This is a genomic window from Pseudarthrobacter sp. MDT1-22, from assembly GCF_054511035.1.
In genome coordinates this window covers 1-12363 of the sequence record NZ_JBTNDK010000002.1, presented here as the reverse complement: position 1 = coordinate 12363, position 12363 = coordinate 1, and the positions used below count along the sequence as shown (strand labels likewise).

Annotated in this window: 8 protein-coding genes and 4 pseudogenes; 4 read left to right on the top strand and 8 right to left on the bottom strand. The window is 64.4% G+C overall.

Annotated features, from left to right (window positions below):
* Positions 1 to 39 precede the first annotated feature (39 nt).
* On the top strand, positions 40 to 1302 hold the full coding sequence (locus ACX80M_RS01970; protein ID WP_459308564.1) for a PrsW family intramembrane metalloprotease: 1263 nt from the start codon (positions 40 to 42) through the stop codon (positions 1300 to 1302).
* Positions 1303 to 1327: 25 nt separating this feature from the next.
* On the opposite strand, the pseudogene ACX80M_RS01965 reads toward ACX80M_RS01970, so the two are convergent.
* Positions 1328 to 2071, bottom strand: a pseudogene (locus ACX80M_RS01965) (triose-phosphate isomerase family protein); the annotation flags it as partial.
* A 296-nt stretch (positions 2072 to 2367) separates the two neighbouring features.
* On the bottom strand, positions 2368 to 3165 hold the full coding sequence (locus tag ACX80M_RS01960; protein WP_459308562.1) for a helix-turn-helix transcriptional regulator: 798 nt from the start codon (positions 3163 to 3165) through the stop codon (positions 2368 to 2370).
* Positions 3166 to 3796: 631 nt separating this feature from the next.
* Between ACX80M_RS01960 and ACX80M_RS01955 the strand changes: the two genes are divergently transcribed.
* Positions 3797 to 4669, top strand: a complete 873-nt coding sequence (locus ACX80M_RS01955; protein WP_459308560.1) for an NAD-dependent epimerase/dehydratase family protein — start codon at positions 3797 to 3799, stop codon at positions 4667 to 4669.
* A gap of 8 nt (positions 4670 to 4677) precedes the next feature.
* Entirely contained in the window at positions 4678 to 5709 is a 1032-nt protein-coding gene (locus ACX80M_RS01950; protein ID WP_459308558.1) for an aldo/keto reductase, read from the top strand.
* A gap of 325 nt (positions 5710 to 6034) precedes the next feature.
* Here the strand turns inward: ACX80M_RS01950 and ACX80M_RS01945 are convergent.
* Positions 6035 to 6319: pseudogene (locus ACX80M_RS01945) on the bottom strand (AMP-binding enzyme); the annotation flags it as partial.
* Between the two features lie 472 nt (positions 6320 to 6791).
* Between ACX80M_RS01945 and ACX80M_RS01940 the strand changes: the two are divergent.
* A complete protein-coding gene (locus ACX80M_RS01940) occupies positions 6792 to 7154 on the top strand; it encodes a hypothetical protein (RefSeq protein WP_459308556.1) in 363 nt (120 codons plus the stop codon).
* A gap of 28 nt (positions 7155 to 7182) precedes the next feature.
* Here ACX80M_RS01940 and ACX80M_RS01935 read toward each other — a convergent pair whose 3' ends face one another.
* The 5 genes and pseudogenes from ACX80M_RS01935 to ACX80M_RS01915 all read right to left on the bottom strand — a co-directional run.
* Positions 7183 to 8163 carry an aldo/keto reductase gene (locus tag ACX80M_RS01935; RefSeq protein WP_459308554.1) on the bottom strand — a complete coding sequence of 327 codons (981 nt, stop codon included), beginning with the start codon at positions 8161 to 8163 and terminating at the stop codon, positions 7183 to 7185.
* A 210-nt stretch (positions 8164 to 8373) separates the two neighbouring features.
* Positions 8374 to 9339 (bottom strand): annotated as a pseudogene (locus ACX80M_RS01930) (MFS transporter).
* 5 nt (positions 9340 to 9344) lie between these two features.
* Entirely contained in the window at positions 9345 to 9596 is a 252-nt protein-coding gene (locus ACX80M_RS01925; protein ID WP_459308552.1) for a hypothetical protein, read from the bottom strand.
* 235 nt (positions 9597 to 9831) lie between these two features.
* Positions 9832 to 11406: an IS1182 family transposase gene (locus ACX80M_RS01920; RefSeq protein WP_459308550.1), complete on the bottom strand. Its 1575-nt coding sequence runs from the start codon at positions 11404 to 11406 to the stop codon at positions 9832 to 9834.
* 485 nt (positions 11407 to 11891) lie between these two features.
* Positions 11892 to 12269: pseudogene (locus ACX80M_RS01915) on the bottom strand (aldo/keto reductase); the annotation flags it as partial.
* Positions 12270 to 12363 lie beyond the last annotated feature (94 nt).

Sequence of the window (12363 nt, the reverse complement as noted above, 5' to 3'; positions counted from 1 at the left end):
AAAATTACCACATCGGCAGGGGCATCATAGGCTTCCAGTATGTCCATGGACCCTCATCAGCCGGGTTCCGGCCAGGCCGGTGGGCCGGCCGGCCCACCGGATCGCTTCCCCAGGCAGGCCAACCCCAGTTGGATGGGCCGGATTGAACCGGAGTACTACCGCCCGGCGCCCGGAACCAACGCAGCTCCCCTGCCGCCCCTGGGGCCTCCGCCGGCAAGTCTCGCGGGCAGGCGGTCCACCGGCCTCCTGGCGCTCACGGTGGGAGGCGCCGCCCTCGTCTTCCTGAGCCTGTTCCTGGTGGTCCCGTTCCTGCTGGCCAACACCGGCGTGGGAGGGTTCCTGGCGGGTTTTGTGCTGTCACTGATTCCGCTGTCCGCAGTGCTCCTGGCTGTCTACCTGATCGATAGGTGGGAACCGGAACCCAAACGGCTCCTGTTTTTCGCTTTTACCTGGGGCGCGGCCGTGTCCATCGCCGTCACGCTGCTGATCCAGCCGTTCTTTGCCCTGACCTTCCAGTTCAGCGACGTGGCTGACTTCCAGACGTTTATGGCTACCGTCCAGGCGCCCGTGGTGGAGGAGTTCGCAAAGTCCCTGGGCCTGCTGCTGATCCTGCTGCTGGCGCGGAAACACTTCGACGGGCCGGTGGACGGCGTGGTGTTTGCCTTCACCATCGCCGGCGGTTTCGCGTTCACCGAAAACATCCTCTACTTTGGGCGGGCCATCGCAGAATCCGCCAGCCCGGGAACGGATCTGGCCCAGGTCTTCCTGCTCCGCGGAGTGATGTCGCCGTTCGCGCATGCCATCTTTACTGGAACCACCGGACTCATCATGGGTTTCGCCGCCCGCCGCTGGCACTCCGGGGCCTCGGTGCTGGCCTTTGTCATCGGACTGATCCCGGCCATGCTGCTACACAACCGGTGGAACAGCATGGGCGCGGGGTTCCTGGCGGAGTACATCCTGATCCAGGTGCCCATCTTTGTGCTGGCCGTTGTGGGCATCATCCTGCTCCGCGTCGCTGAAAACCGGCTGACGCGCCAACGGCTGATGGAGTACTCCGCGGCCGGCTGGTTCAGCCCCGCCGAGGTGGAGCTGTTGGCCACACCGCGCGGCAGGCGGACTGCCCTGCAGTGGGCTGCCGGCTACAACCGCCGGCCGCAGATGAAGGCGTTCCTGCACTCCGCCACCCAACTCGCCTTCATCCGGCAGCGCATCCTGAGTGGCCGCGATGTCCGGCTTCACCAGATGGAGGAACAGCAGCAGCTGCAGCGGATTCTGTCCCTGCGCGGCGCCGTCGCGGGCTGACCTTGGCGCTACGCGGTTCCTCCGGCTACGTTCCTTGGAGGGCTTTCGGCAGTGCCGTCATGGAAAGTGCCTCGTCGAGGACTTTGCCGAAGTTCGCCGCATCGTGGGCGAACCGGCCCAGGAAGAGCCCGGAGACGCCGTCGAGCGCGGGCAGCAGCCCTGGCTTGGCGGACCCGCCATAGATGACCGGCAGCTCCCCCACCGCGCTGCCTGCCTCGTGCGAATGGGCAGCCAGCAGCGTTCGGAGTGAACGCACGACGGCGGCGACGTAGCCTGCGCCGGCGGGCTCCGCTGCGCCAATGGCCCAGACCGGTTCGTAGGCGATCACGAGCCGGGACGCCAGGGCCCAGTCACCGCCGACCGCCTCGTTGATCTGCTGATGGACAAACGCAGCCGCACTGCTGGCTCCGGTCCCGCTTTTTTCATTGCGGGTTTCCTCGCCCACGCACAGCAGCGGGGTGATGCCGGCCGCGTCGACTGCCCTGACCTTCCGGGCGATCATGGTGCTGTCCTCGCCGAAATACCGCCGCCGTTCGGCGTGGCCGATCTCCACGATGGCTACCCCCAGCTCCGCCAGGAGCGACGGCGACACCTCACCCGTCCACGGGCCGTCCGCCCAGCCGCAGTTCTGGGCGCCAAGCAGAAGCGGTGATCCTGCGAGGACGCTGCCGGCGGCCGGAAGAACCGGGAACGAAGGGATCACAAACGGGACTACCCGCCCGGCCACAAGGGCCGGACGGGAGTCCACTTCGTGCTGTATGCGGGCAAGTACATCGAAGTGTTCTACAACCGCTGGCGACCCCACAGCAACAATGACGGCCTGCCGCCAGCCACCGCAATGGCGGCCTTCACGCCAACCGCACAACCGCTTCCCGCGGCTGCCTCACCAAAAAGAAACTACGCGACTCTCTCACATCCTTGACACACCTCACATCAACCCCGCACCGGGCCGCGGCAGCCACATTCGTCAACCCCTCCGCGCACGCCAGCACAATTCTGGACCGCACCGCCAGGGCCTACGAGGACTTGCGCCGCCGCAACCACCGCTCCAACGTCTCGCGTTCCTCATTTGAAAGCTCCAACACGGCCTTTGGCCGACCGACATTCGCCATACCCCGTTTTACAATTAGGAAGCGAATTTCTGGTCAGTTCGAGGTACCCTACGATGGGATGGTGGAGTCGCACACTGCCGGCGGAGCCTGTGGCCACTAAGTGTCCGGCCCACCATTGGCGGAAGTGCTCACTGTGCACCGCGAGTTCGCCTACCAGCTGACTAGCTTGGGCGTCGTTGGGATGCCAGCCAACATCGGAACGAAGGGTTCCCACCGCTTCGGACGCGACCGTCTTCCAGTCCCGGAAGAGCTCACGTGCGGAAGGGTCGAGGATGATCCACCGGGTGAGGTTCCGCTCCGCCGCCGCCATGGACGGGAAATCGGCGAACAGGAGGAAGGCCAGATCGTTTCCGGCCAACACGTCGGTGCGGCGGCCCAGAATGAGGGCGGGCACGTTGCCAACAGATTCAAGGAGTTGCCGCAGCGCTGGCCGCACGCTTTGTGCTGGAGCATGCGGACGCTCGGACATTGCGCAGTTCTCCAGGAGGTCCATAATGTGCGCCTGTTCGCTTGAATCTAAGCTCAAAGCCCTCGCCACCGAATCCAGCACTGCCCGGGAGGGGTGGATGTTGCGGCCCTGTTCCAACCGGGCGTAGTAGTCGGTGCTCACGTCGGCCAGCCGGGCGATCTCTTCGCGCCGCAGCCCGGGCACGCGCCGCCAACCCGAGGTGGAGCCGATCCCGGCTTTCTCCGGCGTCAACCGTGACCGCATTACCTTCAGGAACTTTTTGAGCTCCGCGCTCTGACCCATGTTTACCATTCACCATGGCCGTGTCCACGTTTCCTCGGGCAGGGAAGGTAGGACTCCGCGTCCTAGGAACAGCAGGGACAGGAAAACCTGCTGACAATGCCGCGCGAGGTGCGTAACGTCCGATGGTGTAGTCCTCAGGAAACCGGTTCCCGCGCCAGTCTGCCAGGCCAGGTGCCTGGGGCCCACGAAACCAGGGAAACCTTTCCGGTCAAGCTGGAAGCCTTGCCGCCGGTGACCGGTACCTGGCATTACTGAAAGCCGCCGGGCGCAAATGATATTCGGCCGCGGCGAGGAGCAGCCGCGCGGACGTTGCAGGCAGTGCGGCGTACCAGTTCATCGTTAGAAGACAAGAAGAGGACCATGGATTACTCGCTGATGGCATACACGCTCATCAACACAATCAATCACGAGGGCCGCAGCGCGTTACCGCATGCACCTGTCGTAGCGGAACGATGCGCTGGAGGCACACGCAGGAGGCTGAGCGACCTGCAGGGCCGGCTGGCGAGCGTTTTGCATGAGGCTGCGTGGGCAATTCAGCCCGCCCCGCCGGCTGTACCGAGTTCCGATGGGGCGTCCGCCGCGGCCTTGGCCGCGGGATGTCGAGTTTGATGGATGAAGTAAGGGAGTAATCATGAGAATTGCAGTGACAGGCGGAAGCGGAAAGCTCGGGCGCCACGTGGTCCGCAGGCTGACCGATGACGGCCACGAGGTGCTGAACCTTGACCGGGCCGGGGACAGGAGTCCTGGGCTGGCCGTCGTGGACTTGCGCAATTACGGACAGGTGCTCGATGTGCTCCTCGGTCTGGACGACAGGCACAAAGGGTTCGACGCCGTTGTCCACCTGGGTGCCGTTCCCGCGCCCGGCATCCTACCGGACGCCGCCACCTTCGAGAACAATATGCTCTCCAGCTACAACGTCTTCCAGGCGTGCCGGCGGGCCGGGATCAAGAAGGTGGTTTATGCCTCCAGTGAGACGGTGCTGGGACTGCCGTTCGACGTCGACCCTCCCTACATCCCGGTGGATGAGGAATACCCCGCCAGGCCGGAAAGCACCTACTCGCTGGTGAAGCATCTTGAGGAGCAGATGGCGATCGAGTTGACGCGCTGGGATCCGGAGCTGAGCATTACGGGCCTGCGGTTCTCCAACGTCATGGATGCCGAGGATTACGAACGGTTCCCGTCGTTCGATTCAGACGCCAAGGCGCGGAAATGGAACCTCTGGGGATACATCGACGGCCGCGATGGGGCGCAGGCGGTGGCGCGTGCCCTGGACAAAGGCCAGCCGGGCTTCAAGGCGTTCATCATTGCGAACGCGGACACCGTCATGACCCGTTCCAGCGCCAGTCTTGCCGCGGAGGTTTTCCCTAACGTCCAGGTGACGAAGGAACTAGGCGAACACGAGACCATGCTGTCCATCGACAAGGCCAGGCGCCTGCTGGGCTTCGAACCGGAGCACAGCTGGCGGACCTACCACCCCAACCGCACCACCCCCACCGAGAACTGAGGAGCATCATGCAGTACCGCACACTGGGCAACAGCGGCGCCGTGGTTTCGAACTACGCGCTGGGAACCATGACGTTCGGGGCCGAGGCCACCGAGGAAACGTCCCACGCCATCCTGGATAACTATGTTGCCGCCGGCGGCAACTTCATCGACACCGCTGACGTTTACAGCGCCGGCGTATCGGAGGAAATCATCGGACGCTGGCTCGCGCAGCGGCCCGAATCCAAGGACCGCGTGGTACTGGCCACCAAGGGACGCTTCCCCATGGGCGAGGCCCCGAACAACGTCGGCACGTCCCGCCGCCACCTGACCCGGGCCTTGGATGATTCCCTCCGCCGCCTGGGAGTGGAGCGGATTGACCTCTACCAGATGCACGCATGGGACCCCATCACACCGCTGGAGGAGACGCTCCGCTTCCTGCACGACTCCGTCAGCAATGGCAAGATCGCCTACTACGGGTTCTCCAACTTCCTGGGGTGGCAGCTGACCAAGGCGGTCCACCTGGCCAAAGCCCACGGTTGGAGCGCCCCCGTAACCCTGCAGCCGCAGTACAGCCTGCTGGTCCGCGAGATCGAGTCGGAGATCGTCCCGGCCTCCCTGGATGCGAACATCGGCCTGCTGCCGTGGTCGCCCCTGGGTGGCGGCTGGCTGTCCGGCAAATACAAGCGTGACGAGCCGCCCGCCGGTGCCACCCGGCTCGGCGAGAATCCCAACCGAGGCATGGAAGCGTGGCAGGCCCGCAACGACGACCCCCGCACCTGGGACGTCATCGGAACAGTGGAAAAGACTGCCGCTGACCACGGTGTGAGCGCCTCGCAAGTGGCTCTGGCCTGGCTGGCGGACCGGCCCGCGGTGACGTCCGTGATCCTCGGCGCCCGCAACATCGAGCAGCTGGCAGACAACCTCGCCGCGGCGGACCTCGAACTGACCCCCGAGGAATCAGAGCGGCTGACCCGGGCCAGCCAGCCGCGCGTCGGGGTGTACCCCTATGGCCCCATGGCACATGAACAGCGCAGCCGGAAGATCGAAGGCGGCAGGTAACCCAAGGCCGAATGCAGGCGGCGCTATCTTGACGACGCCGGCCGTAGAAGTGAGCCACGATAGGGATAGGTTCCGTCGTCCTCGCCCGCTCTCCGGAGGCTAAAGCGTTCATCGCGCAGGACCATAGTCCTGTCCCTGCCGTTTTCCCTGCACCACCCAGGCGATGGAGCCGTCAGGCATGAGGGCATCCACGCTTCCGACGGCCTGACTATGACCATTAGGGATAATGCGGACCCGGTCACCCGTTTGTAATTTCCCCATCTTTCCGGACCCGAGGCCAGATTCCGTGCGCCTTTTGCAACGGTCCTCTCACGTGGTCTTGGCATTACATACCTTCCTTCTTGGGAGCTTCGGCCAGAGGAGCACAATGGCCGGACCCGGGCACAGTCAATCTCAGTGAGCTGGCGATCTGTGCCATGACAGTGTTTTCGAAAAGGGTGGTGGCGTCTCCGACTTCGCGTCCTTCGGCGACGCCTTTGAGGAGGCGTCGTATGATTTTGCCGGAGCGGGTCTTGGGCAGTTCGGGGACGACGAGGATTGCTTTGAGCTTGGAGATGGGGCCGATTTCCTTGCCGACGTGGTTGCGGAGTTCCTGGATAATCGTGTCGCCAAGGTGCAACTGCGGATCGCTGCCGCTCCGCACACCGATGGGGCCGACCTGCCGCTGAGATCCGCATGGGAATTGCGAAGACAGACATCATCGCGGGATTGCCGGCCCCAGCAGCCAAGAACTTCCTATGCCGCATTGGGTTTGCAGACGTTCATGAGGAATGGGCCTTGTCTTCCTTGCATCACATGGGCTTCCGACCCACATGCCACCCTTCGTGGCTTTGACGACGCCGGGTACATCGAAGCGTCCCGAGCACTCTCCCGGCAACCATCCTTGGTGGACAACAACAACGCCCGGGAAATGCCCTCGCCATGCCCAGCTTCGGGAAACCGATCACACGGACGACAGCGGACCGGCTGGCCGCTGAAATGGTGGACCGGGCCAAAGCCTACAACTCCGCTCCCGCCAAGCTCTGTGCAGCGCACGAAAATCTTCGGCAGCTACCTCGACAACGGTTCATTCCCTCGGCGACGTGGACGTGGACGTGCAACTCGTCGTGGGGCAGCGCACCACCGACCCGAAAAGACTCCAGCGATACGGCACCGCAAGCGGACGGTCATTTCCCACATTCACGGATCATCTGCTCCGGCCACATAAGGAAGACGCACTCATCCTGAAGAACCGCGCCACGGCCATCAACATCACCATGGAAGGCATCGATCACCTCACAGACAAGGCCGAGACCATCTACTCCATGGCCGACCATGAAACCGCCATCCCTCCCCCACTCCATAAAATGAAGACACCCCGGCCAGGCGGACAACGCCGCTACAGGGCCTGGAGCCGCGGACCTGCGTGTCAGCTGCGCCAACCCCACACGGCGCCCGTACGGTGACGGGGCCGTAAGTGACCCTGCGGTCCGTTCACCAGCGGGGGTGGACCGCCTCGCGGAAGTAGCGGTCGTAGATTGAGCGCACGCCGTCGTCGAACTCCGGGGTGATCGCGGTTCCGGCCGCGGCGGCGTTGGCCCTGGCCTGCTCAACGGTGCGGGCACCGGGAATGACCGAGGTGACGCCGTCCTGGGCTGTGACCCAGGCGATGGCCGCCTGCGCGGTACCGGCGCCCTCCGGCACCAGCTGCTCGAACTCGGCCACCGCCTTGAGTCCCAGTTCGAAGTCCACTCCGGAGAAGGTTTCGCCGACGTCGAACGCGTCGCCGGCGCGGTTGTAGTTGCGGTGGTCGTCCTCGGCGAAGGTGGTGTCCTTGGTGTACTTCCCGGAGAGCAGGCCGGATGCGAGCGGAACCCGGGCGATGATGCCCACCCCCGCGGCCTTGGCAGCGGGGAGCACCTCCTCCAGCGGCTTGAGCCGGAAGGCGTTCAGAATGATCTGCACTGAGGCCGTCCCGTCGTGGCGCAGGGCTTCGAGGGCTTCATCGGTCCGTTCCACGCTGACGCCGTAGTTCTTGATGGCCCCCTCGGCAACGAGGGTATCCAGGGCGTCGTACACGTCCGGGCGGCTGTATACGGCGGTGGGCGGGCAGTGCAGCTGAACCAGGTCCAGGGCGTCGGCCCGAAGGTTGCGGCGCGAGCGGTCCACCCATTGGCGGAAGTTGGCCAGGTTGTAGTTCTCCGGGCGCTGCTCCAGCCTGCGGCCCATCTTGGTCGCCACCGTGATGCCCGTGCCAGGGTTGTCGGCGAGGAACGCTCCGATGGCCTGCTCGCTGCGGCCGTCCCCGTACACGTCCGCGGTGTCGAAGAAGGTCACGCCGGCCTCCGCCGAGGCTGCGAGGATGGCCTGCGCCTGGGCCGGGTCGACGTTGCCCCAGTCCGCACCCAGTTGCCATGTTCCCAGTCCAATGACTGAAACGTTCCGTCCGGTCTTGCCTAAGATGCGCTGTTCCACCCTCTGACTATATGCCGAAACCAAACGCAGGGTCACTTCGCATTCCTTCGGGGGCACAATGTGGCATGGGGTGGGCGTGGAGGAATTCAAGCGGCGGGTAAGCATGCAGTATGTCCTTCCGGCGGCGGCGGGGATGACACGCTGCCCCGCTCCGGGCGGGCGTGGCAGATGTTGCGCAGCTTCTGGTAGCGCTGCCAGGCAAGCGGGACCCTATTTAGCAGGCGGAAGGAATTTCACACGTCTGGAATGCGTGGCATCCGCTCCCAGGCTCACGGCGAGACCGGTGGTGAGGAACATGATCTCGACTATAGGAAGTGATCGGATGCCGGCACCGTCCAGCAGGGCTCCGCCCAGGAGTGCCCCGCCCCCGATCCCCACGTTGAAGGCGGTCGTCTGCAGCGCTGCTGCAAGGTTTCGCATGCGGAACGAGGCGGTGCGTAGCATGCGGGTCTGCAGCATCGCCGGGAGGCCGCCGAAAGCAACGCCCCAGAGGACGAATGCCCCGACGACGATGACAGGGTTCGCCGAAACCAGTGCGAGCACGAGAACGGACGCTATCACGACGAGCACAGCCAGTGCGAAACTGCGCTTCGGGAATCGGTCTGCCGCGAAGCCTGCGAGCACGAGGCCGATAGCTCCGGCGCCACCGAACAGGAAGAGCAGGAAAGCGACAGACGGCGGCGGGAAATAGGCCACTTGGATGAGCCATGGCGCGATATAGGTGTAGAAGGTGTTCTGCCCTGCGATGATGATGGCGATGACGGCGCACCCGACGATCACCCCGCGAAGGCTACGGTCTTTGTGCAGCGGCAGGGAAGGCTCCCCCGTCTTGAGCGTTACCTTGTCATTCACCGGTGGTAGGAACCTGATAACAACGACCGCGATGATCAGCACGATGCCCCCGAGAATTGCGAACGCAGCCCGTCACCCCAGCGCGTGCCCGAGAGTTGTGCCCGCGGGTACGCCGAGAACGAAGGCCGCCGACCCTCCGCCCGCAGTCATTGCAACGGCCCGACCTAATTGGTGTTTAGGCACGAGGTGGGCCGAGTAAGCGGCGACAACCGCCCAGAACAGGCCGTGTGCCAGGCCTCCGAGAACACGGGCACAGACGAGTATCCCATAGCTAGGGGCGAGGTCAGCGAGGACGTTTGCCAGCGCAATGACGAGTAATACCACGACCACTAGGGCCTTGCGCGAGATCGCCTCGTAAGCACCGCGAGCGGGGTCGTGGCGATGACCACCGTGCCGGCAAAGATCGTGACAAGTGATCCTGCAGCGGAGAGTCCCACGCCCAGGTCGTGCGCCATGACGGGGAGGGGCCCGGTCGGCAGGAACTCGCTGGTGACCGAGACGAAGATCGCAGACGCAAGCGAGAGCAGGCCTATCCAAGGGAACACGGTGACTGTGGGAGTCTCGGAGGTGTGCGTAGACACGGGGAACCAATCTAAGTCTTGTGGTGTGAGCCGCTAGGAGGGCGCTGAACAAGAGGCAATCCTGGCCCCTGGATTTCGTTGCTAGTCCTTTTCTGGAGGCGTAGGTGGCCCGCTGGGGCTCTCTTTTCTGGCTTCGGGAAATTCTGGTTGGCGGATTTTGGGGACTTGGAAGGCTGTCTTGTGGCTACCGTCGGGATGGTTGTGGTCCCGGTCGGGACGGGCCCCTCCCTGGGTTCTATCCCAGGGACCATGCCGTCTTTTGGCGGCTGAGGCCCAGTTTCAGGAGTCGCCGAAGGTTCAGTGCGGCGACGCGTAGCTGCAGCCAGGCGTTGGTTTTCTCCACACCCCGGTATCTCAGGCGCCGGTTCACGCCGGCGACCAGCCAGCCAATGGATCGTTCCACCAGGGGCCGATAGGCCCGGTAGTCGTGCTGGAACATGGGTTCACGGGCTGCGGCCCGGTGGGCGCGCTGGCGGGCGTGGTGCTTGGTGATGATGACCTTGCGCCCATTCTTGGCTGTGGTGCACTGGTCCCGCAGCGGGCACGCCTTGCAGGCGGTGCCGAAGTTCACGTTGCCCCTGGCGCTGATCCTGCGCACCTCACCGGCAGGGCAGGTGAGCGTGTTGTTGGCTTCGTCGTGGGTGAAGTCGTCCAGGTCATAGCCGCCGGGCACTGCGGGGCGAAGGGGCTTGGGCTTGACCAGTGCCTGGTGCCCCGCTTTCTGGAGGTGTTCGAGCATGTCCCCGGAGCCGTACGCCGAGTCCCCGAGCACCTGGTAGTGCGTGCCATCGTCCTGCATGGTCGTATCGGTAGCGACCATCTCAAGCCCGGCCTCCGCGTCACTCGAGCCGGGGCCTGAGGCCCGGGTCATGGAGGCGTTTGTGAAGAGACCGGTTTCTGGTTCGGCGATGATGTGGCACTTGTACCCGTCGATCATCACCGAGCGGGACTTGTGCGCGTGCCTGGCCTCGGGGTCCACGGTGGAGACCATCCGGTCCGGTGCGACCTTCCGCGCGATCCGCCACCGCCCGTCGGTGCCGTCGGAGCCCTCGGCCGGTTCCACGTCCTGGCCCGCGACCAGGGCCAGCAAAACATGCGCCTGGTACTCCGGGGAATCCTCGTCCAGGGCGCCGGGGTCCACCGCGCCGAGCAGCGCCAGCGCGTCGGTGACCAGCCCCGAGATCAGGGCGTCCTTCGCTTCCCGGTCATCCCAGGCAATGTCCGGCTTGCCCGCGCGCGTGTAGTCATACGAGGTTCCATGGACCGCCATCAATGTGGCCCCACCGGGCATGGTCTTCCCGAAGCGGCGGATCGCGGCAACCAGCTGGGTGATGGTGTCCTGCCTGGCCACGGCATCCTGGAGCACAGTCGAGTCCACCGCCCGGCGGTGTCTGCCGGTGAGGACCCCGGTTGCGGTGATGACCTGGGCCACGGCCTCGTTGATGCGGTGCGGGTTGCTGCTGGCCCGCAGGCGCTTGCGCCAATGAGTCAGCGCCGAGGGGTGGAACGCTGTTTCATTCAGCCCGTACCCGCAGGCGGCCTTCCACCGAAGATCAAAGGTCAATGCCTCCGCGGTCGCCCGGTCCGACAAACCCTCCAAGGCCTGCAAAACCAGGACAGCGCCAATCACCGGGGCCGGAATCGAAGGCCGGCCCCGCTTGGAAGGAAACAAGTCCTCCATCATCGAATCCGGAAAAAGTTGGCTCCGGTGTTCGGCCAAAAACGCGTACGCACCACCCGGAGCCAGTAACTCCCCGGCCAGTGACTCCACATCCAAAAACCCGCGCTGGGCCACCTCAATACCTTGCATGAATCAATTCTTAACGATCCAGACAAGAAACCCGAACGGCGCGCCTTAAACCACGAAATTGTTCAGCGCATTCCTAGGGAGCAGGCTTGCTGCCCGTCCGACATATCAACGGGGCAACGATAGGGTAGCCGGGCGGTCGGGCCTCGTCAGTGACGCGCTTCACGGAAAGGGGCACGGTTTAACAACTTGACCCTGATGTACTTTGTGTATCTATGGCAGAGCGTCGGCGTCGCCTATTAGGCTCCAGTCCGATCCGGTCAGAGCTTCTGCAGCATGCCCGGCTCCGCTCCCTCTCAACGGCTCAGGCCCGTCACATACTCTTCATCCGGACCGGTCCACCCGCTGTGCCGCTCTCGTCGGTCCGCGGCCTCCCCGCGGGGGATCCTCCGAGAGCGGAACGGCCTCCGTTCCTTTTCATAGCACCATGGCAGCGATTGGTTTGGGAGGGCAGGCTTCCGGTCAGGACCGGTCGGCGCGTCGCTACTTTACGCTTCCCGGGTGGACGGCGAAGAAGCTTTCGTCTGCGCGGGATCGCGTTCGGCGAGCGAGCCGATCGCGGCGTCGATCTTCTTCATGATGTCCGCCTCCAGGGTGACTCCCGATGCAGCCACGGCTTCTGCGATCTGCTCGGGCCGCGAGGCGCCGATGATGGCAGAAGCAACGTTCGGGTTCTGCAGCACCCAAGCAACGGCAAGCTGGGGCATGGAGAGGCCGGCTTCCTCGGCGATGGGCCTAAGCTGCTGTACTCCGGCCAGCACGTCATCGCGCATCCAGCGTTTGATCATCTTGGCGCCGCCCTTATCGTCCGTGGCGCGGCTGCCTTGCGGGGCAGGCTGGCCAGGCAGGTACTTTCCGCTTAGGACGCGTCAGTAAATAAGCCAGCGTTTCGTCGTTTTGGCTCTATGGTGGTGCTATGGCCATTGGTGCAGAGGTTGAGACGGCTTTGCAGGGAAAGTT

What these genes read in the sequence shown, in the direction of transcription:
- ACX80M_RS01970 (WP_459308564.1), top strand. Translation starts at nt 40, where the DNA reads ATGTCCATGGACCCTCATCAGCCGGGTTCCGGCCAGGCCGGTGGGCCG.
- ACX80M_RS01960 (WP_459308562.1), bottom strand. Translation starts at nt 3,165, where the DNA reads ATGGGTCAGAGCGCGGAGCTCAAAAAGTTCCTGAAGGTAATGCGGTCA.
- ACX80M_RS01955 (WP_459308560.1), top strand. Translation starts at nt 3,797, where the DNA reads ATGAGAATTGCAGTGACAGGCGGAAGCGGAAAGCTCGGGCGCCACGTG.
- ACX80M_RS01950 (WP_459308558.1), top strand. Translation starts at nt 4,678, where the DNA reads ATGCAGTACCGCACACTGGGCAACAGCGGCGCCGTGGTTTCGAACTAC.
- ACX80M_RS01920 (WP_459308550.1), bottom strand. Translation starts at nt 11,406, where the DNA reads ATGCAAGGTATTGAGGTGGCCCAGCGCGGGTTTTTGGATGTGGAGTCA.